The 22,826-nt window shown below is 71.1% G+C and carries 23 protein-coding genes and 1 riboswitch; of the genes, 9 read left to right on the top strand and 14 right to left on the bottom strand.

Features of this window, described 5'->3' with window-relative positions; all coding sequences use genetic code 11:
* The first annotated feature begins 41 nt into the window (after window positions 1–41).
* Window positions 42–1,286 carry an MFS transporter gene (locus J2W20_RS05255; protein ID WP_307005218.1) on the top strand — a complete coding sequence of 415 codons (1,245 nt, stop codon included), beginning with the start codon at window positions 42–44 and terminating at the stop codon, window positions 1,284–1,286.
* A gap of 6 nt (window positions 1,287–1,292) precedes the next feature.
* On the opposite strand, the gene J2W20_RS05250 is transcribed toward J2W20_RS05255, so the two are convergent.
* Both J2W20_RS05250 and J2W20_RS05245 read right to left on the bottom strand, forming a co-directional pair.
* Window positions 1,293–1,988, bottom strand: coding sequence for a response regulator transcription factor (locus J2W20_RS05250; RefSeq protein ID WP_307005216.1), 696 nt, complete (start codon window positions 1,986–1,988; stop codon window positions 1,293–1,295).
* Complete coding sequence (locus tag J2W20_RS05245) at window positions 1,985–3,598, bottom strand: ATP-binding protein (RefSeq protein ID WP_307005215.1); 1,614 nt, start codon at window positions 3,596–3,598, stop codon at window positions 1,985–1,987. Before J2W20_RS05245 ends, J2W20_RS05250 begins: the two co-directional genes overlap by 4 nt.
* 218 nt (window positions 3,599–3,816) lie before the next feature.
* Between J2W20_RS05245 and J2W20_RS05240 the strand changes: the two genes are divergently transcribed.
* From J2W20_RS05240 to J2W20_RS05230, 3 genes are all read left to right on the top strand, one after another.
* The gene (locus tag J2W20_RS05240) at window positions 3,817–4,665 is read left to right on the top strand and encodes an ABC transporter ATP-binding protein (RefSeq protein ID WP_307005213.1); all 849 of its coding nucleotides are present in this window, start codon (window positions 3,817–3,819) and stop codon (window positions 4,663–4,665) included.
* A complete protein-coding gene (locus J2W20_RS05235; protein ID WP_307005211.1) occupies window positions 4,662–5,546 on the top strand; it encodes an ABC transporter permease in 885 nt (294 codons plus the stop codon). The genes J2W20_RS05240 and J2W20_RS05235 overlap by 4 nt, the downstream gene beginning before the upstream one ends.
* Before the next feature lie 67 nt (window positions 5,547–5,613).
* Window positions 5,614–6,717: an ABC transporter substrate-binding protein gene (locus tag J2W20_RS05230; protein WP_307005209.1), complete on the top strand. Its 1,104-nt coding sequence runs from the start codon at window positions 5,614–5,616 to the stop codon at window positions 6,715–6,717.
* A 62-nt stretch (window positions 6,718–6,779) separates the two neighbouring features.
* On the opposite strand, the gene J2W20_RS05225 is transcribed toward J2W20_RS05230, so the two are convergent.
* Together J2W20_RS05225 and J2W20_RS05220 are read right to left on the bottom strand one after the other, a co-directional pair.
* Window positions 6,780–7,778, bottom strand: a complete 999-nt coding sequence (locus J2W20_RS05225; RefSeq protein WP_307005207.1) for an aldo/keto reductase — start codon at window positions 7,776–7,778, stop codon at window positions 6,780–6,782.
* Between the two features lie 110 nt (window positions 7,779–7,888).
* Window positions 7,889–8,542 carry a trimeric intracellular cation channel family protein gene (locus tag J2W20_RS05220; protein ID WP_307005205.1) on the bottom strand — a complete coding sequence of 218 codons (654 nt, stop codon included), beginning with the start codon at window positions 8,540–8,542 and terminating at the stop codon, window positions 7,889–7,891.
* 91 nt (window positions 8,543–8,633) lie between these two features.
* On the opposite strand from J2W20_RS05220, the gene J2W20_RS05215 reads away from it, so the two are divergent.
* From J2W20_RS05215 to J2W20_RS05195, 5 genes are all read left to right on the top strand, one after another.
* Window positions 8,634–9,734 (top strand): glutamate--cysteine ligase, encoded by a 1,101-nt coding sequence (locus tag J2W20_RS05215; RefSeq protein WP_307005203.1) that lies wholly within the window; start codon window positions 8,634–8,636, stop codon window positions 9,732–9,734.
* A gap of 195 nt (window positions 9,735–9,929) precedes the next feature.
* Complete coding sequence (locus J2W20_RS05210) at window positions 9,930–10,919, top strand: sugar phosphate isomerase/epimerase family protein (RefSeq protein ID WP_307005201.1); 990 nt, start codon at window positions 9,930–9,932, stop codon at window positions 10,917–10,919.
* Window positions 10,920–10,927: 8 nt separating this feature from the next.
* Entirely contained in the window at window positions 10,928–11,905 is a 978-nt protein-coding gene (locus J2W20_RS05205; protein ID WP_307005199.1) for a 3-hydroxyacyl-CoA dehydrogenase family protein, read from the top strand.
* Between the two features lie 16 nt (window positions 11,906–11,921).
* A complete protein-coding gene (locus J2W20_RS05200; protein ID WP_307005197.1) occupies window positions 11,922–12,689 on the top strand; it encodes an SDR family NAD(P)-dependent oxidoreductase in 768 nt (255 codons plus the stop codon).
* Window positions 12,690–12,871: 182 nt separating this feature from the next.
* Window positions 12,872–14,248, top strand: coding sequence for an MFS transporter (locus J2W20_RS05195; RefSeq protein WP_307005196.1), 1,377 nt, complete (start codon window positions 12,872–12,874; stop codon window positions 14,246–14,248).
* 145 nt (window positions 14,249–14,393) lie between these two features.
* Here the strand turns inward: J2W20_RS05195 and J2W20_RS05190 are convergent, their stop codons facing one another.
* From J2W20_RS05190 to J2W20_RS05145, 10 genes are all read right to left on the bottom strand, one after another.
* Window positions 14,394–15,116 carry a GntR family transcriptional regulator gene (locus J2W20_RS05190; RefSeq protein WP_307005194.1) on the bottom strand — a complete coding sequence of 241 codons (723 nt, stop codon included), beginning with the start codon at window positions 15,114–15,116 and terminating at the stop codon, window positions 14,394–14,396.
* Complete coding sequence (locus J2W20_RS05185) at window positions 15,109–15,927, bottom strand: triose-phosphate isomerase family protein (RefSeq protein ID WP_307005193.1); 819 nt, start codon at window positions 15,925–15,927, stop codon at window positions 15,109–15,111. Before J2W20_RS05185 ends, J2W20_RS05190 begins: the two co-directional genes overlap by 8 nt.
* A gap of 2 nt (window positions 15,928–15,929) precedes the next feature.
* Window positions 15,930–16,388, bottom strand: coding sequence for a ribose-5-phosphate isomerase (locus tag J2W20_RS05180; protein WP_307005191.1), 459 nt, complete (start codon window positions 16,386–16,388; stop codon window positions 15,930–15,932).
* A gap of 55 nt (window positions 16,389–16,443) precedes the next feature.
* A complete protein-coding gene (locus J2W20_RS05175; protein ID WP_307005189.1) occupies window positions 16,444–18,174 on the bottom strand; it encodes a dihydroxyacetone kinase family protein in 1,731 nt (576 codons plus the stop codon).
* 185 nt (window positions 18,175–18,359) lie between these two features.
* Window positions 18,360–19,682: an MFS transporter gene (locus J2W20_RS05170; RefSeq protein ID WP_307005188.1), complete on the bottom strand. Its 1,323-nt coding sequence runs from the start codon at window positions 19,680–19,682 to the stop codon at window positions 18,360–18,362.
* An 80-nt stretch (window positions 19,683–19,762) separates the two neighbouring features.
* A complete protein-coding gene (arfB, locus tag J2W20_RS05165) occupies window positions 19,763–20,218 on the bottom strand; it encodes an alternative ribosome rescue aminoacyl-tRNA hydrolase ArfB (RefSeq protein ID WP_307005187.1) in 456 nt (151 codons plus the stop codon).
* 41 nt (window positions 20,219–20,259) lie between these two features.
* On the bottom strand, window positions 20,260–20,706 hold the full coding sequence (locus tag J2W20_RS05160; protein WP_307005186.1) for a hypothetical protein: 447 nt from the start codon (window positions 20,704–20,706) through the stop codon (window positions 20,260–20,262).
* 5 nt (window positions 20,707–20,711) lie between these two features.
* Window positions 20,712–21,920: an O-succinylhomoserine sulfhydrylase gene (locus J2W20_RS05155; protein ID WP_307005184.1), complete on the bottom strand. Its 1,209-nt coding sequence runs from the start codon at window positions 21,918–21,920 to the stop codon at window positions 20,712–20,714.
* 8 nt (window positions 21,921–21,928) lie between these two features.
* Window positions 21,929–22,342, bottom strand: coding sequence for a rhodanese-like domain-containing protein (locus J2W20_RS05150; RefSeq protein ID WP_307005182.1), 414 nt, complete (start codon window positions 22,340–22,342; stop codon window positions 21,929–21,931).
* Window positions 22,339–22,659 (bottom strand): DUF1737 domain-containing protein, encoded by a 321-nt coding sequence (locus J2W20_RS05145; protein WP_307005181.1) that lies wholly within the window; start codon window positions 22,657–22,659, stop codon window positions 22,339–22,341. The genes J2W20_RS05150 and J2W20_RS05145 overlap by 4 nt, the downstream gene beginning before the upstream one ends.
* A gap of 9 nt (window positions 22,660–22,668) precedes the next feature.
* Window positions 22,669–22,778, bottom strand: a riboswitch (SAM riboswitch).
* Window positions 22,779–22,826 lie beyond the last annotated feature (48 nt).

The following is a 22,826-nucleotide window of genomic DNA, read 5'->3' as shown; positions in this document are numbered from 1 at the left end:
GGAGTCGAAACCGCTGTGGTCCGACCGCTACGCTCTGACCCATGGCACGAGCGACCGATGCACCCGAGGCACTCCCGCAGGGGGCCGCGCGGCCCAGCCCTGCCCGGCTCGCGTTCCTGGGGCTGTGCCTCGTGCTCATCGGCCTGAACCTGCGGACCGCGTTCTCCAGCTTCGGGGCCGTGCTCACGGAGGTCCGGGCCAGCGGATCGGTGCCAGAGTGGGGCATCTCCCTGCTCACCACGGCCCCCGTGACCCTGCTGGGCGTCTTCGCCCCCCTCGCGCCCGTGCTCTCCCGCAGGTTCGGCTCCAAGCGCGTGCTCCTCGGGGCCATGGCCGTGCTGACCGCAGGGCTCCTCGTGCGGCCGTCCGAGTGGGGGCCGGCCGGGCACCTGCCGGGGCTCATCCTCGGCACCGCGCTGTGCGGGGCCGCGATCGCCCTCTGCAACGTGATCCTGCCGAGCGAGGTCAAGCAGGACTTCCCGCACCGGCTCGGACTCATGGGCGGCCTCTACACCGCGGCGATCGTCGCCTCGGCGGCGCTGGGCGCGGGATTCACGTACCCGCTCTTCCAGGCCACGGGGTCCTGGAGCTCGGCCCTGCTGTTCTGGGCGTTCCCGGCCCTGGCCGTCGCCGTCCTGTTCGCACCCGTGGCACTGCGCGCCCGCCACCGCCCCGTCCCGGCCGGACATGCCTCCGCCAGCGGGCCCGGCGTGTGGCGCTCGCCGGTCGCGTGGCACGTGACCCTCTACATGCTCTTCCAGGCCATGACCTCCTTCAGCGTGTTCGCGTGGCTGTCCCCGATCCTGCGCGAGCGCGGGATCGACGGCGCCACCGCCGGGCTCATGGTCTCGGCCTCGATCGTGCTGCAGATGCTCGGCTCCCTCTTCGCCCCGAGCCTCGCCGCGCGGCTCTGGGACCAGCGCGCCCTCAACGTCACGCTCGCCGTGATGACCTCGGTCGGGTTCGCCCTCAGCGTCCTCGGCCCGCTCCAGCTCATCTGGCTCTGGATCGCGCTCCTGGGCCTCGGCCAGGGCGCCCTCACCGCCGCCGCGCTGACGATGATCATGCTCCGCACCCGGCACGGGCACACCGCGGTGAACCTCTCGGGCATGATGCAGGGCGTCGGCTACGGGGTCGGCTCGCTCGGCACGCTCCTTGTGGCCCAGATCCACCAGGCCACGGGCAGCTTCTCCCTCGCCGGCTGGTCCTTCCTGGTCATCGGCGTCGGCGCCTCGGTGTTCGGCTACCTCGCCGGCCGCCGGCGCAACGTCGACGGCGCCGCCTGACCCGCCTCAGCCCGCGCCCGGGACATACGTGTTCACCGGCCGGCCCGTGGCCCCGTACTCGAGGTGCAGCGTGAGACGGCCCTTCCGCTCGAGCTCGCTCAGGTACCGCTGGGCCGTGGGCCGCGAGATCCCGATGAGGTCCGAGACGTCTTGGGCGCCGAGCGGGCGGTCGGCGGCCAGGACGGCGTCGAACACCTTCTGCATGGTCGGCGGCAGGCGCCGCGCGGAACCGGGCCCGGGGGCGGCCGCCGTCGCCGCGGCGCGCTGGGAGGCGAAGAGCGCGTCGACGTCATTCTGGCCCGTGATGCCCGTCCGGCCCCGGGACTCCGCGTCGGCCCGCCACCGCCGATATGCCCCGAGCTGGCCCGCGAGCTGCTCGAACCCGAACGGCTTGACGAGGTAGTGCACCGCGCCGCCGCGCATCGCGGCGCGCACCGTCGCGATGTCCCGCGCGGCGGTGATGATGATGACGTCCACGTCGTGCCCCGCCTCGCGCAGGGAGGTCAGCAGGGCGATGCCGTCCTCGTCCGGCAGGTACACATCGAGCAGCACGAGGTCGGGCCGGTCGCGGACGATCGCCGCGCGCGCCTCCGAGGCCGTGTGCGCCTCGCCGACGCACTCGTACCCGGGCACGCGGGCCACCTGGGCGGCGTGGAGCCGCGCCACGCGGAAGTCGTCGTCGACCACGAGCACCCTGATCACGGTCGCGCCTCCTTGCCCTCGCCCCTCGGAATCCAGACCTCGAACCTTCCGCCCGGTCCGGCGAACACGTCCATCGTGCCACCGGCGCGCCGCACGATCCGCGCCACGAGCGCCAGCCCGATCCCGCGCCGCAGGTCCAGCTTCCCGGCCTTCCCGGGCTTGGTCGTGTACCCGTCGCGCACGACGTCGTCCACCGCCTCGGCGGGCACCCCCGGGCCGCTGTCGGTCACCGAGACGAAAACCCCGGACGAGTCGTCGAGCGTGAGCGTGACCTCCCGCGGCCCCGGCAGCCCGGAGACGGCGTCGACCGCGTTGTCGAGGAGGTTCCCCACGATCGTGAGGAGGTCCTGCGTCCCGAGGCCGGGCTCGCGCAGGCGCGAGTCCTCGGAGACGGCCAGGTGCACATCCTGCTCGGCGGCGATGGTGATCTTGGCGTGGATGAGTGCCGCGAGTTCGGGCGGCTCGATCCGCGCCCGCAGGCCCTCCCCGAGGGACCGGGACGAATCGGCGATCCCGGAGATGAACGTGCGGGCCTGCGCGGGCTCGCCGAGGTCCAGGAGGCCGCCCACGGTGTGCAGGCGGTTGGCGTACTCGTGCTCCTGGGCGCGGAGGGCTTCCATGAGCCCCTCGAGCGAACGCAGGTCGCGGACGAGCGCCTCGACCTCCGTGCGATCGCGCAGCGTCACAACGGCGCCGACGCTCCGGCCGCCCACGCTCACGGGCATCCGGTTGGCCACGAGGAGGGCATCGTCGGTGATCACCGTCTGGTCAGTGCCCGGGGCGTCGCCGGTGAGGACGTCGCGGAGCCGGCCGGGCGGGATGAGCTCCTCGACCGGCCGGCTCAGGGCGGTGTCCCCGAGGTGCAGGAGCCGGCGGGCCTCGTTGTTGATCACCGTGACCCGGCCAGCGTCGTCGAGGCCCACCATGCCCTCGCGGATGCCGTGGAGGAGCGCCTCGCGGTCCTGGAGGAGCGAGGCGATCTCCGCCGGCTCGAGGCCGAAGGTGGCCCGCTTGATGGTCCGCGCGAGCAGGAACGAGCCCGCGCCGCCGAGGACCAGGATGAGTGCCCAGTAGGCGGCGATCGTGCCGGCGTCCTGGACGAACTCGGTGCTCACCGCCGTTTCCAGGATGCCGACGGACACCTGCCCGATCACCCTCCCGGACGCGTCGAGGATCGGGGCCTTCGCGTTCGCCGAGTCCCCGAGGCTCCCGTGATCGGTGCCCACATGCGTCTGGCCGTCGAGCACCGCGACGGGCTCCTCGAGCCGCTTCCCGATGAGCGAGGGCGTGGGGTGCGAGAAGCGGATCCCCTCCCTGTCGGTGACCACCACATAATCGGTCTTGGCCCGGGTCCGCACCTGTTCGGCGAGGACCTGGATCTGGTGGCCGGGATCGCCGGCGGCCACATCGGCGGCGACCTCGGGCATCTGGGCCACGGACTCCGCGACGCCGAGTGCCCGGAGCCGGAACTGGTCATCGAGGATCTGGCCGACAATCTGCCCGGCCACCAGGCCCCCGAGCGCCGCCGTGACGACGAGCAGGCCCAGGGTCCACACGAGGATCTGCGAGGCCAGCGGACGGCCCGCCCACCAGTCCCGCGCGCGCTTCACCGCGGCACGCCCTGCCCCGAATGAGCAAAAGGCTCGAAACCTGAATTAATGCTGATAACCCTCGCAAGCCCCGCAAGGCTGGCTGCGGGACACGGCGCTTTCCTACTCTCGGAGCAGCCGATGTGATCCATTTCACGGGGCATGGATTAAGGATCCACCAGACAAAGGCGTCCCTGCAAATTACGGCAGGCATGCAGAGACAGAGAGGTCTTTTGACCATGGGAGTAATTCATCCCATCCGGCCGCCGGCCATCGGTGCCGAGGATGCGGGGATCGAGATCTCCGGGCTGACCAAGCGCTACCTCACCCCCAAGGGGGAGACGTTCACCGCCATCCGGGACGTCACGGTCTCGGTCGAGCCGGGGCAGTTCTGCTCGATTGTGGGCCCCACCGGCTGCGGGAAGTCGACCACCCTGGCCCAGGTCTCGGGGCTCGAGCGCCCCAGCGAAGGGTCGGTGCGGGTGGGCGGACGGCGCGTCGAGGGCGTCACCGACGGCGTGAGCTACATGTTCCAGGCGGACGCCCTGTTCCCGTGGAAGAGCGTCCTGGCCAACGTCATGATGGGCCCGGTCCTCCTCGGCACCCCCAAGCGGGAGGCCACCGAGCTCGCCCGCGACTGGCTGCGGCGGGTGGGCCTGGCCGGATTCGAGGACCGCTACCCGCACCAGCTCTCGGGCGGCATGCGCAAACGCGTGGCCATGGCGGCGGCGCTGATCAACAACCCGCGCATCCTGCTCATGGACGAGCCCTTCGGGGCGCTCGACGTGCAGACCAAGGCCATCATGCAGAACGAGCTCCTCAAGCTGTGGGAGGAGCTGCGGCCCTCGGTCCTGTTCATCACCCACGACCTCGACGAGGCCGTGGCGCTCTCCGACCGGGTGGTCATCATGACCAGCAGCCCCGGATCGGTGAAGGACGTCTTCGACATCGACCTGCCCAGGCCGCGCGGGAACGTCCAGGAGATCCGCCACGAGGAGCGGTTCCTCGAGCTCCAGGGGCACATCTGGGACTCGCTCAAGGATGAGGTCACGCGGGCCTACGCGCGCACAGCAGGGGTTGGAGCATGACGGCCATGACGCAGGAGAAGGTGCGTGCCTCCGGGGCGCGCGAAGACCAGGGAGCCGAGCTCCAGGCCGCCGCACGGAAGTCCTTCCGCCGCCGCAGGACGCTGATCTGGACGGGCCGGGTGGCCCTCGCCGTGGCCGTAGTCGGAGGCTGGCAGTGGTTCACCGAGGAGGGCTGGGTGGACAAGTTCTTCTTCGGCCAGCCGTCGGAGATCTGGAACAGCCTCGTGAAGCTGTTCACCGAGGGCACCGCCTTCGGCACCATCTGGGAGAACCTGTGGGTCACGGTCCAGGAGGCCTTCCTCGGGTTCCTGCTCGGCACCCTGGTGGGCGTGGTCCTCGGGATCCTGCTGGGCTCGAACAAGTACCTCTCCGCCGTGATCGGTCCCTACATCCGGATCGTGAACTCGATCCCCAGGATCGTGCTCGGCTCGATCTTCATCGTGGCGTTCGGCCTCGGAGTCTTCCCGAAGATCCTCCTCGCAGCGGTGCTCGTGTTCTTCGTGGTGTTCTTCAACGCGTTCCAGGGCGTCCGCGAGGTGGACCAGAACCTCATCGCCAATGTGCGGGTCCTCGGCGCGTCCCCCTTCCAGGTGGCCCTCCACGTCACCATCCCGTCCGCGATGACGTGGATCATCGCCAGCCTCCACACGGCCTTCGGCTTCGCGATCATCGGCGCGCTCGTCGCCGAGGTGCTCGGAGCCCAGCAGGGCGTCGGGCTGATCATCAGCCAGGCCCAGGGCACTTTCGACCCGAATACGGTCTTTGCCTGCATGGTGATCATCGCCGTCATCACCCTCGGCGCAGAATTCCTGATCAGCCTCCTGGAGAAGTCCCTCCTCAAATGGCGGCCGCCGAACCGCTCCGAGGCGCAGGCCATCTAGTATTTCTTCCCTTTTCACCCGGAAATTCCAGCAGGAATAACACCAGAGGATGCGTAAAACAATGAAGATGAAGCGCAGCATCTACGCCGCAGCCGCCGCCGGAGCCGTGGCGCTGAGCCTGTCCGCCTGCGGCGGCACCACCGCCTCGAGCGGGAGCACCGCGAGCGGCGGCTCCAGCGCCGACACCGCGAACATGCCGACCGTCAAGCTCATGGTCGGCGGCATCGACAAGCAGATCTACCTCCCGTACCAACTCGCCCAGCAGCTGGGCTACTACCAGAAGTACGGCGTCAAGGTGGAGCTCTCCACGGAGCAGCAGGGCGGCGTCGGCGCCGAGGACGCGATGGCCTCGGGCCAGGTCGACATGGCCGGCGCCTGGTACATCCACACGGTCGACTTCCAGTCCAAGGGCAAGAACGTCATCAACCTCGTCCAGCTCTCCGGGGCCCCCGGCGAGCGCATCATGTGCAGCCCCAAGGCCAACGTCCACACAGGGGCGGACCTCAAGGGCAAGACCGTGGGCGTGACGGACCTCGGCTCCGGCACCGACGAGCTCACCCAGTTCATCGCGTCCAAGGCGGGCCTGTCGAAGAACGACTACCACACCATCGCCGTGGGCGCCGGCGCCACCGCCATCGCGGCGATCCAGCGAGGCTCGGCGGACTGCGTCATGACCACGCAGCCCACCGTCGGGGCGCTGGAGTCGAAGAACCTCGCAGTCCCCGCGATCGACCTGGCCACGGCGGACGGCGCGAAGGCCGCGCTCGGCGGCACCCTCCCCTCGGCCGGTCTGCTGGCCCAGGCCGACTGGGTGAAGTCCCACGAGGACGCCGCCCAGAAGGTCGTCGACGCGCTCGTGGACACGATGCACTGGATCAGCACGCACTCGGCGGCGGACATCGCGGACAAGCTGCCGCAGTCCTACGTCCAGAACGCCACGATCTCCAAGGACCAGTACGTCAAGGCACTGGACCAGGACAAGGCGCAGTTCCTGCCGGACGGCATCATGCCCGCCGGCGGGCCCACGACGATCTTCGAGGAGGAGAAGACCATCGGCGTGGACACCTCCAAGATCAAGGTCTCGGACACGTTCACCCAGAAGTACGCCCAGGCGGCCCTCAAGCTCGAGGGCTACACCGCGAGCTCGACCCCGGCCGGGGACAACGGCTGAGCCGAGCCGGAACCACCGGCGGGCCCGCACCGAGAAGGTGCGGGCCCGCCGTCGTGCGCCGGTCAGCGGGTGGTGTCGATGCTGCTCATGTCCCCGTAGCGGGAGCCGACGACGGCGTCCCGCGGCACCGCGCGCTCGAGCGCCTCGAGGTCCTCCCGGCTCAGCTGCACGTCCCGGGCGGCGGCGTTCTCCTCGAGGTACTCCACGCGCTTGGTGCCCGGGATCGGGACGACGTCGTCGCCCTGGGCGAGGACCCAGGCCAGGGCGATCTGCCCGGCCGTGACGCCCTTCGCTGCGGCGATCTCCCTGACCTTGTCCACGAGCCTGAGGTTGGCCTCGAGCGCTTCGCCCTGGAAGCGCGGGAAGTAGCGGCTGTTGCGGGAGTCGCCCTCCTTCGCGAGGGTTTCGGCGGTGATCTGGCCGGTGAGGATTCCGCGGCCGAGGGGGGAGTAGGGGACGAGGCCGATCCCGAGCTCCCGGATGGTGGGCAGGATCTCGTCCTCGAGGTCGCGGGTGAACAGGGAGTACTCGGTCTGGAGGGCCGTGATGGGGTGGACGGCGTGCGCGCGCCGGATCGTCGCCGCGGAGGCCTCGGAGAGCCCGAGGTGGCGGACCTTGCCCGCCTGGACGAGCTCGGCCATCGCGCCGACGGTGTCCTCGATCGGCACGTTGGGGTCCACGCGGTGCTGGTAGTAGAGGTCGATGTGGTCCACGCCCAGGCGCTGCAGGGACGCGTCGCAGGCCTGGCGGACGTACTCCGGCGTGCCGCTGATGCCGAGGCGCTCGCCGTTCGGGCCGCGGACGTTCCCGAACTTCGTGGCCAGCTGGACCTCGTCGCGTCGCCCGGCGATCGCCCGGCCCACGAGCAGTTCGTTGGTGAACGGCCCGTACATGTCCGCGGTGTCCAGGAGCGTGATGCCCAGCTCGAGCGCCCGGTGGATGGTCGCGAGGCCCGCGGCCTCGTCAGGGGTCCCGTAGAACTCGGACATGCCCATGCAGCCGAGGCCCAGCGAGGAGACGGTCAGGGGGGAGGCGGTGCCGAGGGTTCGTGTCTGCGTCATGGTCCTAGCCAACTCCCTCAGGTGGGGAGCGCGTCAAGGGCCACCGCGCAGAACCGCGTGTGCGCCCCCGCGCAGGACGCGCCGTGGAGCGCGGCCGACGGCGGTGCCGCTCACTCGCGCGCGGGGGCCTCCCCGGCGCTGCGGTGCCGGCTGGAGGCCGCGAGCGGGACGCGCCAGCGCAGCCGCAGCGCGAGGATGCGGAAGCCGAAGACGACCACTGCCACCACCATGCCCGCGGCCGTCGAGTACAGCCCGAGCGCCCACAGGCCGGCCACCGCGCCGGCGCCCACCATGGCCGGGATGGCGTAGAGGTCATGCCGGTCGAAGAGCCCGGGCCGGACGTTCGCCACGGTGTCCCGCATCAGGCCCCCGCCGATCGCGGTCACCGTCCCCAGCAGCGCAGCCGAGACCGGGTTCACCCGGTAGTTCAGGGCCGTCACCGTGCCGGTGATGCAGAACAGCGCCAGCCCGGCGGCGTCGAACGTCAGGAGCGTCCGGCGCGCCTTCTGCACCGCAGGCATGAGGAAGTAGACCACCGCCGCCGCCAGCACGGGCGGGGCGAGGTAGACGGGCTCGGCGAACGAGTTCGGGAAGCGGCCCAGCACGAGGTCGCGGATCACGCCGCCGCCGAGCCCGGTGAGGGACCCGAGCAGCAGCGAGCCGACGATGTCGAAGTTCTTCTGCACGGCCAGGAGGGAGCCCGACACGGCAAAGAAGAACACCCCGAGGAGGTCGAACACGAGGGACCAGGTGCGGGCATCCATGCCCCCAGCGTAGGGCCGGGCGCTGCTCCGACCGGGGGAGCGGGCCGCCGGGGATGTCCCCGGGGCGGCGCGGGTTGGCAGAATGGCCGGTATGCGGAGCTTTGGGGCGGAAGAGGAGCTGCTGATCGTGGACCCGGAGACGGGCGCGCCCCAGCCGCTCGTGGACCGGGTGCTGGCGGTCATGGGCCGTCCGCGGGACGTGGAGCGCGAGTTCAAGCTCGAACAGGTCGAGGTCCAGACGGAGCCCTGCACCACGCACGAGGAGCTGCTCGGCCAGCTCTACCATGGCCGGCGCGCCCTGGACCGGGCGGCGCGGCAGGTCGGCGCCCGCATCGCGGCCCTCGGGACCTCGCCGCTGAGCTCCGCGACCCACCTGAGCGAGGGGGAGCGGTTCGCGGCCATGGCCGAGGAGTACCGCCTGACCGCCCTCGAGCAGCTCACCTGTGGGCTGCACGTGCACGTCTCCATCTCCTCCGCCGAGGAGGGCGTGGGCATCCTCGACCGGATCCGCGAGTGGCTGCCCCTGCTCGCGGCGCTGAGCGCGAACTCGCCGTTCTGGCACGGGGCGAACACCGGCTACGCGAGCTTCCGCACCCAGGTGTGGAACCGCTGGCCCACCTCCGGCCCGCAGGAGCCCTTCGGCTCGGCGGAGGCCTACGACCGGCTCGTGGCGTCCATGGTGGGCACTGGAGGCATCCTCGACGAGGGCATGGTGTACTTCGATGCCCGCCTCTCGCGCCGCCACCCGACCGTGGAGGTGCGCGCCTCCGACGTCTGCCTCAACGCCGCCGACTCGGCCCTCGTCGCGGTCCTCGTCCGCGGCCTCGTCGAGACCGCCGCCCGCGAGGCCACCGAGGGCCGGCCGCCGCTCGGCAGCCCGTGCGCCGTACTGCGACTGGCGGCCTGGCGCGCCAGCCGCTCCGGGCTCAACGGCGACCTCGTGGACCCGCGCACCGGCCGGCCAGTCCCGGCCGAGGACGCGCTCGCCGCGCTGCTCGAGCACGTGGGGCCCGTGCTCCGCGAGGCCGGCGAGCTCGCCGGGGCCGAGCGGGCCGTCCGCGGCGTGCTCGCCCGCGGCTCGGGGGAGCGCGCCCAGCGCGAGGCCGCGTCCGACGGCGAGGGGCTGGCCGCCGTCGTGCACGCCGCCGTCGAGGCGACGCAGCAGCGCGACGGCGGGTGGGACGTCCCCTAGCCGGCCAGGAGCCACCCATGTCCCGTTGAGGAGCCGCCTCCGCAGCGGTGGCGAGTCACCTGTGCCCCGTTGAGGGACCTCGTCCGTCCTGTCTCGGCGTCCCGCCGTGCGCACCTGGCTCCCGAGGCCGCGCACGTGAGTCCTCAGGGTTCCCGGCCCGTTGACAGCAAGCATATTTCCTATAGGATCTTTTTCGTGAGCTGCCTCACGGCGGCGTTCTTCACCCACCAGCTGCAACGGAGCACCATGTCGAACCAACCAGCGTTCACGGCAGAGTCATGGCCGATCGCGACCTGCCTCCACGGTTTCCAGGCGGTGGACCGCCGCACGGGAGTGGCGATGCACGATGCATCGCCCGAGGTCTGGGACGACATGTTCGCCCAGATCGCCGACGTCGGCTTCACCCTTGCCGAACTCGCGGACAGCCACGTCCGCCCCGCCGACCTAGAGCCCGCGCGCCGGGACGAGTTCCTCGCCATCGCCAAGTCCCACGGGGTCGGCATCCCGTCGGTCCACCTCCAGCGCCAGAGCGTGATCATGCCCGGCCACGAGGAGCGCAACCTCGCCTACGCCCACCGGACCATCGAGGCGGCGGCCGAGTGGGGCATGCAGGTCTTCTCGACCGGCCTCCACCAGCCCTTCAGCGAGGCCCAGCGCAAGGCCCTGTGGTTCTGGACCGCCGAGGGCCCCAAGGACCCCGACGACAGCGAGGTGTGGGACACCGCCGTCGGCCGCATCCGCGAGCTCGGCAAGCACGCCGCGGACCTCGGCCTGCGCATGTCCCTCGAGATGTACGAGGACACCTACATCGGCACGGCGGACAGCGCCGTGCGCTTCATCGAGGAGGTGGGCCTGGACAACGTGGGCCTCAACCCCGATGTCGCCAACCTCATCCGGCTCCACCGGCCCGTCGAGGACTGGCGCTACCTCTTCGACAAGACCCTCCCGTACGCCAACTACTGGCACGTGAAGAACTACACGCGGGACGAGGCCGCGGACGGCAGCTGGGCCACCTCGGTCCCCTCGACCATGGAGACGGGCCTCATCAACTACCGCGAGGTGTTCCGCGACGCCATCGCCCTCGGCTTCGACGGGATCATCCTCACCGAGCAGTACGGCGGCGACAGCCTCGGCGTCTGCGCCACGAACCAGAAGTACATCCGCACTCTGCTCCCCAAGGGCTAGGAGGAACCATGCCTGACATCACCGTTGCCGTCGTCGGCTCCGGCTACATGGGCGGCGGGATCGCCCAGGTCCTCGCGCTCGCCGGCGCCACCGTGAAGATCGCCGACATCTCCGAGGAGATCGCCACCAAGAACTACGAGCGGCTCCTCGCCGAGGCAGCCCAGTTCGTGGCGGACGGGCTCTTCCCGGAGGACGCCGTCGCGCGCCTCGAGGCGCACCTCTCGCCAGCCCCGTCCATCGAGGAGGCGGTGGCCGACGCCGACTTCATCGAGGAGGCCGTGCCCGAGAAGATCGAGATCAAGCACGAGACCCTCCGCCGCATCAGCGCGGCCGCCCGGCCGGACGCCGTCATCGGCTCCAACACCTCGACAATCCTCATCGCCTCGCTCGCTGAGGCCGTCACGAACCCCGAGCGCTTCCTCGGCGTGCACTTCTCCAACCCCGCCCCGTTCATCCCCGGAGTCGAGCTCATCCCGCACGCCGGGACCGACGAGGCCGTCATCCCCCTCGTGGAGGAGCTCGTGGCCTCCACCGGCAAGGAGACGGCGCGGGTGAAGGACGCGACCGGGTTCGTGCTCAACCGGCTCCAGTACGCGCTGTTCCACGAGGCCACGCAGATCGTCGAGGAGGGCATCGCGACCCCCGAGGACATCGACACGATCGTGCGCACCACGTTCGGGTTCCGCCTGCCCGTCTTCGGGCCGTTCGCGATCGCGGACATGGCGGGCCTTGACGTGTACGCCTTCTGCTACGCGTCGCTGCAGACCCGCTGGCCCGAGAGGTTCGCCACGCCGGAGTCCCTCAAGGAGCTCGTGGACGCCGGCAAGTTCGGCACCAAGTCCGGCGCCGGCTACCTCGACGTCCCCGCGGACCGCACCCCGGAGCTGGTCGCCTACCGCAACAAGGCCTACGTGGCCATCAAGAAGCTCATGGACGAGCTCGGCCCCGCCCCCATCCAGTCCGCGCCCGCCGCGGCTGCCCACTGAGGACCAGGAGAACCGCATGACTGACTTCCCCGCTTCCCGCACCGTCATCCTGACCGGCGCGGCCTCCCCGCGCGGCATCGGCCGCGCGTCCGCCCACTACCTCGCCGAGCGCGGCTGGAACATCGGCATCATCGACGTCGAGGCCGAGGCCGCCAAGCGCGTGGCCGAGGAGATCGCGCTCGAGCACGGCGTCCAGGCCGCGGGCGCCGGCGCCGACGTCTCGGTCGAGGCGCAGGTCCGCGCCGCGTTCGACGAGCTCGAGGGGCAGCTGCCCCAGATCGTGGCGCTCGTGAACCTCGCCGGCGTCTCCTCGCCGGTGCCGTACCTCGAGGTCACGGCGGACGAGTGGAACCGCGTCATGGGCATCAACATGAACGGCGTCCACTACGCCACCCGCCGCGCCGTCGAGTCCATGGTCAAGCACGGCGTGGGCCGCGTGGTCAGCCTGTCCTCGGTCTCCGCCCAGCGCGGCGGCGGGACCTACAGCAAGACCGTGTACTCCGCGGCCAAGGCGGGCGTCATCGGGTTCACCCGCAGCATCGCCCGCGAGCTCGGCCAGCAGGGCATCACCGCCAACGCGATCTCGCCCGGGCCGATCGACACGGACATCATGGGCGGCACGCTCACGGACGAGCGCAAGGAGAAGATGGCGGCCGACGGCGTGCTGCCGCGCATCGGCACCCCGCGGGACATCGCCGCGGCCATCGCCTACCTCATCAGCGAGGATGCCGGCTTCGTGACGGGCCAGACCCTGAACGTCGACGGCGGCCTCTACATGCACTGAGACGGAGCACCCCTCGTGAAATCCCTCCTCGGCCCCTGGTCGAAGTCCCGCCTCGCGTTCCTGGCCATCGGGGTCGTGTTCGTCGCCGTCGGCGTCGTCACGCTCCTGCAGGGCCGCTGAGCACCACCCTTTTTCCGTTCCATCACCGACACCCCACGGGTTCATCTCAAAGGAGAGCTGACGTGACCCTGCCCGCTCCGCGGACGGCCGCGCCCTCGGCGCATGACATTGCGCTGAAATCCGCCATCTCGAAGGCCGCACGGCACCTGATGCCGATGCTGGTGATCCTCTATTTCGTTGCCTTCCTCGACCGGACCAACGTGGGCTTCGCCCAGGCCGCGCTGAAGGCGGACCGCGGCGTCGGCGACGCCGCGTTCGCCCTCGGTGCCGGCATCTTCTTCATCGGGTACGCCCTCTTCGAGGTCCCCAGCAACCTGCTCCTGAAGCGCTTCGGCGCCAGGTTCTGGCTCGCCCGCATCTCCATCACCTGGGGCATCGTCGCGGCCGCGTTCGCCTTCACGACCGACGACGTCATGTTCAACGTGCTGCGCTTCCTCCTGGGCGTCACCGAGGCGGGCCTCTTCCCCGGCGTGATCATGTTCCTGTCCGAGTGGTTCCCGAACAAGGTCCGCGTGCAGATGTTCGCGATCTTCTACCTCGCCCAGCCGTTCTCCCAGATGATCGGGGCGCCGCTCTCCGGCGGGCTGATCAGCTTCGGCGACTCCCTGGGCTTCGCCCGCGGCTGGCAGGTCATGTTCTTCGCCGAGGGCGTGCTCGCCGTCATCGCGGGCATCGCGGCCCTGTTCCTCCTCACGAACAGCCCGGCGAAGGCCACGTTCCTCTCCGACGAGGAGAAGCTTGCCCTCTCGAACGCGATGGCGGTCGAGGACCGTGCCCGCACCGAGGACGGCCCCAGCGGCATCTGGCGCGCCATGGCGAACTGGAAAGTCTGGTACTTCACGGTCATCTACTTCGCCCTCCAGATCGCCGTCTACGGCACCACGTTCTACCTCCCGCAGGAGGTCGCTGGCCTGCTCGGCAAGAAGGTCGGCTGGGAGGTGGGCCTCGTCTCCGCCATCCCGTGGCTCGTGGGCCTGTTCGCGTGCTACTTCCTCGGCAAGGCCGCCCACACCGTGGCCCGCCGGCGCAACTGGGGCAGCCTGCTCTACATCGGCACCGGCGTGTTCATCCTCGGGTCCGCCTGGGCCGGAGCGAACAGCCAGCCGCTGCTCGGCATCGTGTTCATCACCCTCGCCGTGGCCAGCTTCCTGACGGTCGGCCCGATCACCTGGGCCTACCCCACCGCCTTCCTCACGGGAGCCGCGGCCGCGGCCGGCATCGGCCTCATCAACTCCCTGGGCAACCTCGGCGGCTTCGTGGCCCCGCTCATGCGGACCGCGTTCAACGACGCGATGCCCACCAAGAGCGGCGAGTGGGGCGTGGTGTCCCTGGGCGTCTTCGCCTTCCTCGCCGCGGCGATGGTCTTCGCGACCAAGTTCTTCAAGGGCGCGAAGTCGGACGAGCTGCTCGAGGCCGAGGAGTTCACCCCGGTCCACTGATCCCTACTGGCACACGGCGCCCCCGGTCCTCTGCGGAGGACCGGGGGCGCCGGCGTCGGCCGCCGGGCTGGGAGCCCGCACGGGAGTACGACGTCGGCCGGTCACCTCGCGGAGGTGACCGGCCGACGTCGTGCGTCCTGGGGTGTCAGCTGGAGGCGACGTCCCGCCGCGCCCGCTCGCGGACGCGCTCGATGTGGTCCCGCATGGCGCGCGTCGCGGCGCCCGGCTCCCCGGAGCGGAAGGCATCGAGGATGGCCCCGTGCTCGATCACGGCCTCGTCCGCGTCGCTCACACCGGACTTGACGGTCTGGCGCATGCGGTGGACGCGGGTCGAGATCGCCTCGGACATGTCGATCAGGAACGGGTTCTGCGTGCCCTCGAAGATGAGGTGGTGGAAGTTCCAGTCGACCGCGAAATAGTCGCGGATGAGGCCCACGGAAAGCTTCTCGCCCTCGTCCACTGTCTGGTCCACGAGGTGCGAGATCTCGATGTGCTCGGCGAGCGCCTGCTCGAGGCGGGGCACGAGCGCCTCCGCGTGGCGGGCCGCGAGCTCCGTCGCGCCGCCCTCGAGCACCAGCCGGGCGTCGAAGAGCGCCTCGAGGTGCTCCTCGGCCAGCGGCGGGGCGACACGGTAGCCCTTGAGCGCTTCCCGGGTCACGAGCCCGGTGCGCTCGAGCTGCACGAGCGCCTCCCGGACGGGGGTGGGGGAGACCTTGAGGTCCCGGGCGATCGCGTCGATGGAGAGCCGGGTGCCCGGGGCGAGGTCCGCCGTCATGAGCATGTCCAGGACGAGGTCGTAGACGCGGTCGCGCAGCCCCCGACGCTCGAGGGCTGCGGCCCCGGCGAGGGGGTAGACGGTCTCAGTCATGGGCTCCTCCTGCGCCCCTGATAGTACCAGTGACACCTGTGCCGAGGAGGGCGAGCACCTCGTCGAGGATGGCCTCCACCGCCGCGGGATCGTGGGCGAACCGGCCGAGGAACAGCCCGTCCGCCGAGTCCGCGATCTGGGTGAGGAGGCCGGGGCCGGCGCTGCCGCCGTAGATGACCGCCGAGCCCCCGTGCGCGGGCAGCCCGCGGACGTGGTCGCGCAGGGGAGCGCACACGGCCCTGATGTACTCCGGGTCCGCCGGCTGGGGCGCGCCGATGGCCCACTGCGGCTCGTAGGCGGCAATGATCCGGCCGGACAGGCCGGACGCCCCGGCCGAGGCCAGGGCGTCGTCGAGCTGCCGGATGCATTCCTGGGCGGCCGCCTCCGGGTCGAGGCGGTGGGCCTCGCCCACGCACACGAGCGGGACGAGCCCGTTGCGCAGCGCCGCGGCGGTCTTGGCACGGACCACGGCGTCGTCCTCGCCGAACAGGCGTCTCCGCTCGGCGTGGCCGACCTCCACGAGGGAACAGCCCAGCTCGGCGAGCTGGGCGCCGCTGACCTCTCCCGTGTACGGGCCGAAGTCCTCGGTCGCGAGGTCCTGCGCGCCGACCATCGCGGCGCCGCCGAGCGCCGACAGGGCCCCCGCGACCGAGAGGTAGCCGGGGACCACGAACAGTCCCGCGCGACCGCCCACCGTCGCCGGGTGCCGGCGCGCGATCTCCGCGACCGAGCGGCACCACGCGAGCGTGCGCTCATGGGTGAAGTACATCTTGGTGCTCGTGCCGAGGAGGACGGGCGGAAACGCCGTCACGCTCACAGCCCTTCGTAGCTGCAGATCTCGCGGACCTTGTCGTTGGAGGCGCTCGTTTCGTCGAAGACGTACGTGAGCCACTCGCGCACGTTCCTGCGCGCCTGCTCGATGCCGATCACGCGCTGGCCCATGCACAGCACCTGGGCGTTGTTGGACAGCACGCTGCGCTCCACCGAGAAGCTGTCGTGCGCCGTCACTGCCCGGATGCCCTTGACCTTGTTCGCGGCGACCGCCACGCCGAGGCCGGTGCCGCACACGAGGATCGCGCGGTCGGCCTCGCCCCTAGCCACCATCTCGGCTGCGGTCGTGGCGATGGTGGGGTAGTTGGTGTGCCCGTCGGCGTCCACCCCCACATCGGCCACGGAGACGACGAGGCCGTTGTCCTCGAGGTCCTTCTTGATGACTTCCTTGTAGTCGAAGCCGGCGTCATCCGAGCCGACCACGATGCGCCATGCGGGCATGCGTGCTCCTTCGTCGTGGTTCTGGGTGTGTGGTGGTTGGGGGTCTGCGGCCGGGTCAGCGGGCCGCGAGGACCGTGTGGACGCGTTCGGCGATGAGGGCCAGGGAGACCGCCCCCGGGTCCGGCGCGCCGAGCGACTTGGCGCCGTGCGAGCGGGCCCGGCCCATCCCGGGCATGAGGTCCGCCGTCGCCTCCGCGGCCTGGGCCGCTGCGGCGGCCGCGCGCTGCCAGGCCGCGGCGAGGCCCTCGCCGGCCTCCACCCGCGCGGAGAGCGTGTCGGCGAAGGGCACGAGCGCGTCGACCATCGTCTTGTCGCCCACCTTCGCCTTCCCGTACTCCATGACCGCGTCCCGGGCCGCGGCGATCCCGGCGGCGACGGCGGGCGCGGTCGCCGGTTCGGTGTCGCCGAGGTGGGAGCCGACGGTCTTGAGGATCAGGCCCCACAGCGCCCCGGACGTGCCGCCGGCGCGGTCCGACCAGGCGTCGCCGCAGCGCGCCAGGAGGCTCTCGGCGCCCGCGCCCTGCTCGGCCAGGGCGGCGGCGGCCTCCGCGGCGGCGACCGTGCCACGCTGCATGCCGATGCCGTGGTCGCCGTCGCCTGCGATGGCGTCGATGCGGCCAAGCTCCGCGGCCTGCTCCGTGATCAGCTCCCGCACGGCATCGAGAGCCTCGCTGATGAGCCGCGCGGCCCGGCGGGATTCCTCGGACGACGGCGGCAGCTCGGCCTCCGCCTCGTCCTCGCCGGCCGCGGCGACGGGCTCGAGCGCGGAGGTGTCCATCGAGCCGGTGCGGAACGCGGGGGTGTCCGCGGGGGCGAGCCAGAGCCGCTCGAGCTCGTCGTCGACCCAGAACAGGGTGAGCGAGGCGCCGGCCATGTCGAAGCTCGTGCAGAACTCGCCGACCTGCGGGTCCACGACCGTCAGCCCGGCTTCCTCGAGGAGGTCTGCGATGCGCGCGTACACCACGTACAGCTCCTCGTTCTTCACGGAGCCGAGGCCGTTGAGGATGGGAACCACGCGGCCGCCGCGGACGGCGGCGCCGTCGGGGATCTCGGCGGGGTCCAGGAGGTGCCGGATGAAGAGCTCGGCGAGGCCGTCGGCGCTCGGGATGTCCGTGATGTCGATCCCGGGCTCGCCGTGGATGCCCAGGCCCACGGCCATCTTGCCCTCGGGCACCGTGAACAGCGGCTCCTCGGCGCCCGGGAGGGTGCAGCCGGTGAAGGCCACGCCCATGGAGCGCGTGCGGGCGTTCGCGGTGATGGCCACGCGTTCGACGTCGTCGATTCCGTAGCCCTGCGCCGCCGCCGCCCCGGCGGCCTTGAAGACGGTGAGGTCGCCGGCGATCCCGCGGCGGCGCTCGGCCTCGGCCGGCGGGGCGCTGAAGATGTCATCGGTGACCGTGACGGTGCGGCAGTCGATGCCGTCGGCCCGCACGGCCTCCTGAGCGGCGCCGAAGTGCAGCACGTCGCCGGCGTAGTTGCCGAAGCTCAGGAGCGCGCCGCGCCCCTGCTCGCTCGCCCGGATCACGCCCTCGACCTGGTGCGCGGACGGGGACGCGAAGAGGTTGCCCATCGCGGCGCCGTGGGCGAGGCCAGGGCCCACGAGGCCGCCGAACGCCGGGTAGTGGCCGGAGCCGCCGCCGATCACGAGCGCGACCTCCGGCTCAGCCGACCGGGTGGAGCGTGAGACGCCGCCCGTCACCCGGCGCACCCAGCGGGTGTTCGCGCGCACGAAGCCGTCCACCATGTCATCGGCGAAGGAGGCCGGATCATTCCACAGCCGGGTCATGTGCTTCTCCTCGACATTGAGTCATCTGAGGCGGCAGGAGTGCCGAACCTCTTTCCTATAGGATATTTGACACCACGTGACCCGCGTCAAGTCTGCGGTCATGCTGCGCACGCGGACGCCCCCGCAGCTCCCGTCGGTGACGGGCCCTGCGGGGGCGCGGGTGTCCTCCAGTCCTCCGGGGCTGCTCAGCCCCGCCGTTCGGTTGGCGAGACGTCGGCGCGCGGTGTGGCCTCCGCCGTCGGGCGGTCGCCGCCCTTGCGCAGGGTGAGCATCACGAGTCCCGCGGCGAGCAGGCAGGCGGCCAGGAACACCGAGGTGGCCATGAAGCTCCCGTGGGTGACGTCCTGCAGGAAGCCGCCCACGTAGGGGCCCACGAACCCGCCCAGGTTGCCCACGGCGTTGATCAGGCCCATGGCGCTGCCCGCCACGACCACCGGCATGGCACGCGAGGCCGAGGCCCAGAACGGGCCATCGTATGCCAGGGCCCCCGCCATCGCGATGCTGATGAACGTCACCGCGAGGATCGGCATGGCACTGCCGGTGGCCACGGAGATGACCAGGGCCACGGCGCCGACCGCCATGGACAGCAGCACATGCGTCGAGTAGCGGCCGGAGCGGTCCGCCGCCTTGGCGTTGTACCACAGCGCGAACATGGCCAGCACATACGGGATGGCGGTCACGAACCCGACCTCGATCGAGGAACCGGAGGTGATCGTCTTGACGACCTTCGGGAGCCAGATGTTCAGGCCGTAGAAGCCGATCTGGATCAGGAAGTAGACGATGGTCAGGCGCCAGACGGCGCTGTTGGCGAAGACGTGCCTGATGCTCACGTGCTCGAGCTTCGGCGCGGCGGCCTCGTCCGCCGCCAGGCCCTCTTCGATGTAGGCGCGTTCCTCGGGCGAGCACCACTTGGCGTCGCGCGGGCGGTCGGCGATCATCAGCCACCAGATGGGCGCCGCGATCACGAACGGGAAGATGCCCTCGATGATGAACAGCCAGCGCCAGTCCGAGAAGGAGAGGATCCATCCGGACAGGGGGGCGGTGATGATCGAGGCGATCGCGATGTTCATCATCCAGAAGGCGTAGGCGCGGGCGCGTTCGGCCGCGGGGAACCAGTGGCTGATGAGGACCAGGATCGCTGGCCAGATGCCGGCCTCCGCGACCCCGAGGAAGAAGCGGACAACCAGCAGCTCCCCGAAGTTCTGGATGAAGCCGCCGAGGACCGCCAGGACCCCCCAGACGAGGATCATGATGCCGACGAACTTCTTGGCGCTCCAGCGCTCGGCCAGATGGCCGCCCGGGATCTGGAGCGTCAGGTAGCCGATGAAGAAGATCCCCGCCGCGAGACCCTGTTGGGCGGCGTCGATTCCGAGGTCCTTCTGGAGTCCGTTCAGGGCGAACCCGATGTTGGTCCGATCCATGAACGAGATGATGTAGACGATGATCGCCACGGGGATCAAGCGCGTCCAGCGCTTTCTGCCGATGGCGCCGTGGACAGCTTCGGCCACGATAGCCTCCTGTTTCCTATAGGATATACCCCCTTTTTCACGCTAGGCGTGGCCTGGATCACTGTCAAGGGGTGCGGGCGCTACGGCGGCGGGAGGCGGCGCCGGGCGGCCTTGGTCTCACCGCGGCGCTTCTTGGATTCCAGGCGGCGGATCTGCGAGCCTCTCGTGGGCCGGGTGGCCCGGCGGACGGGCCCCGGCGGCAGGAGCGCCTCGGAGAGCAGCGCGACCAGCCTGGCGCGGGCGGCCTCGCGGTTGCGCAGCTGGGAGCGCTCGCCGGAGGCGACGATGCTGAGCCGGCCCCCCGCGAGCCGGCCCTCCAGCCGCGCGATGACGCGCTCGCGCTGGGCGTCGGAGAACGCCGCGCTCGCGCCGGGGTCGAAGAGGAGTTCCACCCGGCTGTCGGTCGTGTTGACGCCCTGCCCGCCAGGGCCGCTGGAGCGGCTGAACCGCTCCACGAGTTCCGCGGCGGGGATGACCACCCCGTGCCGCGCGCCGGGCTGCGGCGGCACTCTGAGGTCCCTGCCACGAGCGTCCATGGGCCCATTCTCCGGCACGGCGGCAGGAGGTCCGGCTCCGCTCAGCCGCCGTGGCGCAGGAGGCGCTTGAGCAGGGGACGGTAGAGCAGCGGCGCGACCGCGGCGGCCGCCCAGCTCCCTGCACGCCCGAGGCGAGCCACGCCCACGTCCTGCGACCAGCGCACGGTCGACCCGCCGTCGTGCGCGGAGATGGTGAGGTCGACCGCTCCGAGCACGAGGGGGCCGCCCTTGACGATCCGGGCCTTGCCGGGCGCCGAGCCGGTGGGCGGGGTGATCGATTCGACCGTCATGACGTCGTCGAAGCCCACCGGGCCCACCGCGGTCCGCGCGGTGAACAGGTGCCCCGGGTGCAGCTCGTTGGCGGTGGCGAGGCCCTGCGTGATGCGGGTGAACGGGATGAACCGGTCGTGGCCCCGCAGGTCGAGCACCCGCGCCCACGCCTCGCGGGGGGAGAGGCGCGTGGTGATGGTGATCTCGAAGTGCCGCATGCCGCTCAGCCGCCGTGGGTGAGCGCGCGCTCGAGGTCCCCGATCAGGTCGCCGACGTCCTCGAGCCCCACCGAGAGCCGCAGCACGCCGTCGCCGAGCCCGATGGCCGCCCGGCCGTCGGCGCCCATGGCGCGGTGGGTGGTGGTGGCCGGGTGGGTGATGAGCGACTTGGAGTCGCCGAGGTTGTTGGAGATGTCGATGACCTGCAGGCCGTTGAGCAGCCGGAACGCCGCCTCCTTGCCCCGGCCCTCGGGGGCGTCGAGCTCGAAGGTGATGACGGTCCCGCCCGCGCTCATCTGCTTCTTGGCCAGCGCGTACTGGGGATGCGAGGCCAGATGCGGGTACTTGACCCAGCGGATCTCCTCACGTGCCTCGAGCCATTCGGCGATGGCGAGGGCGCTCGCGGACGAGTGCCGCACCCGCAGGCCCATCGTCTCGAGGCCCTTGGCGAGCACCCAGGCGTTGAAGGCGGAGAGTGCCGGGCCGGTGTGCCGCATGAGGTTCTTCACCGGCCCGTCGATGAACTCCTTGGTGCCCAGCACGGCGCCGCCGAGCACGCGGCCCTGGCCGTCGATGTGCTTGGTGCCGGAGTACACGACCACGTCCGCGCCGAAGTCCAGGCTGCGCTGGAGCAGGGGGGTGGCGAAGACGTTGTCGACGACGACCTTGGCGCCCGCGGCGTGCGCGAGGTCCGCGACCGTCTGGATGTCCACGAGCTCCTGCATCGGGTTGGACGGGGACTCGAAGAACACCGCCGTCGTGGGCCGGGAGAGCGCCTCGCGCCACTGGTCCAGGTCGGGGCCGTCCACGAACACTGTCTCGACGCCCCAGCGGGGGAGGATCTCATTCAGGATCACGAAGCACGAGCCGAACAGGCTGCGCGCCGCAACGACCCGGTCCCCGGCTCCCAGCAGGGCCGCCAGTGCGGTGAACACGGCGGACATCCCGGACGCGGTCGCGAAGCACGCCTCGGTGCCCTCGAGCAGCCGGAGCCGCTCCTGGAAGGTCGCGACCGAGGGGTTGCCGTAGCGCGAGTAGACGAACCGCTCCTCCTCGCCGGTGAAGGCCCGCTCGGCGGCCTCGGCGGAGGGGTAGACGAACCCGGAGGTGAGGAAGAGCGCCTCGGAGGTCTCCTGGAACTCGGTGCGCAGGAGTCCGCCCCGTACCGCCTGCGTGTCCTCGCTCCAGCCGGCGGCGTTGATGTCAAAGCTCACGGAAGTCTTCAGTCCTGTCCAAGGTTGGTCGGCAGCCCGCGGTTCTTCCAGCCGTTCACGGTCCGCTCGCCGTCGGGTCCGGGCACGCCCTCGAAGCCCTCGAGGACGCTGTAGGCGGTGAACCCGAGGTTGGTGGCGACGGCGGCCGCGGCCGCGGAGCGGTGGCCCGAGCGGCACAGGAACAGCAGCGGGGTGGTCCTGTCGTCGGGGCCCTGGAGTTCGAGCTCCATGACGAAGTCCGGGTTGGGGATCCCGCCCTCGAACACCCAGGGGATGAAGAGCGGATCGTTCTCGGTGCCCTTGGTGTCGGGGATGCCCACGTGGGCCCACTCCTCCTCGGTGCGCACGTCGACGAGCACGGCCTCGCCGCTCGCGAGCTTGGCCCAGGCCTCCTCGGGGGTGAGGTCGCCGGCGTAGCTCACGCGTGGCCCTCGCCCTCGTACTCGAGGGAGTCGACGGCGGAGGCCACCGCGGCGTCTGCGCGGGCCACCGTGTGGGGCAGGACCACGGCCTGGGCCACGATGACGTCCGTGCCGTTGAAGGTCGCGGCCGGGCTGCCGTGGAGCACATACCCGTCGGCGAGCGCCTGGGAGATCTTGGCGCAGAACTCGCGGGTGTCCGGGCCGGTCAGGAGCCGGTAGGCCAGCTTCTCCTCGGCGGGCCCGCCGGGGGCCGCCGGGTCGTTGAGCGGAGTGGTCGCGGCTGCCGCCGCGGTCTGCTCGGTCGCAGTATCGGGCATGACGGGGCTCCTTCGGGCTTGCGTATCGAGAACGAATGCCGAGTAGTCACCTGAGGCACCCCGCCGCCTGGAGGGTTGCCGGCCAGCTAAGTCAGGGCTTGGCACTGGCGCTCATTACTCTTCGATTGAACGTAGCACGGGGCACTGTGGCCGACCATGGGACTGCG

Origin of the sequence: Sinomonas atrocyanea (genome assembly GCF_030812675.1) — a bacterium.
Classification (GTDB): Bacteria; Actinomycetota; Actinomycetes; order Actinomycetales; family Micrococcaceae; genus Sinomonas; species Sinomonas atrocyanea_B.
Note: the sequence above shows the minus strand (reverse complement) of the source record. Positions and strands in the feature narration are given on the sequence as shown.

Bases quoted from the DNA above. Each gene is read 5' to 3' on its own strand.
- J2W20_RS05255 (WP_307005218.1), top strand. From the start codon at position 42: ATGGCACGAGCGACCGATGCACCCGAGGCACTCCCGCAGGGGGCCGCG.
- J2W20_RS05240 (WP_307005213.1), top strand. From the start codon at position 3,817: ATGGGAGTAATTCATCCCATCCGGCCGCCGGCCATCGGTGCCGAGGAT.
- J2W20_RS05235 (WP_307005211.1), top strand. From the start codon at position 4,662: ATGACGGCCATGACGCAGGAGAAGGTGCGTGCCTCCGGGGCGCGCGAA.
- J2W20_RS05230 (WP_307005209.1), top strand. From the start codon at position 5,614: ATGAAGCGCAGCATCTACGCCGCAGCCGCCGCCGGAGCCGTGGCGCTG.
- J2W20_RS05225 (WP_307005207.1), bottom strand. From the start codon at position 7,778: ATGACGCAGACACGAACCCTCGGCACCGCCTCCCCCCTGACCGTCTCC.
- J2W20_RS05220 (WP_307005205.1), bottom strand. From the start codon at position 8,542: ATGGATGCCCGCACCTGGTCCCTCGTGTTCGACCTCCTCGGGGTGTTC.
- J2W20_RS05215 (WP_307005203.1), top strand. From the start codon at position 8,634: ATGCGGAGCTTTGGGGCGGAAGAGGAGCTGCTGATCGTGGACCCGGAG.
- J2W20_RS05205 (WP_307005199.1), top strand. From the start codon at position 10,928: ATGCCTGACATCACCGTTGCCGTCGTCGGCTCCGGCTACATGGGCGGC.
- J2W20_RS05200 (WP_307005197.1), top strand. From the start codon at position 11,922: ATGACTGACTTCCCCGCTTCCCGCACCGTCATCCTGACCGGCGCGGCC.
- J2W20_RS05190 (WP_307005194.1), bottom strand. From the start codon at position 15,116: ATGACTGAGACCGTCTACCCCCTCGCCGGGGCCGCAGCCCTCGAGCGT.
- J2W20_RS05180 (WP_307005191.1), bottom strand. From the start codon at position 16,388: ATGCCCGCATGGCGCATCGTGGTCGGCTCGGATGACGCCGGCTTCGAC.
- J2W20_RS05175 (WP_307005189.1), bottom strand. From the start codon at position 18,174: ATGACCCGGCTGTGGAATGATCCGGCCTCCTTCGCCGATGACATGGTG.
- arfB (WP_307005187.1), bottom strand. From the start codon at position 20,218: ATGGACGCTCGTGGCAGGGACCTCAGAGTGCCGCCGCAGCCCGGCGCG.
- J2W20_RS05160 (WP_307005186.1), bottom strand. From the start codon at position 20,706: ATGCGGCACTTCGAGATCACCATCACCACGCGCCTCTCCCCCCGCGAG.
- J2W20_RS05145 (WP_307005181.1), bottom strand. From the start codon at position 22,659: ATGCCCGATACTGCGACCGAGCAGACCGCGGCGGCAGCCGCGACCACT.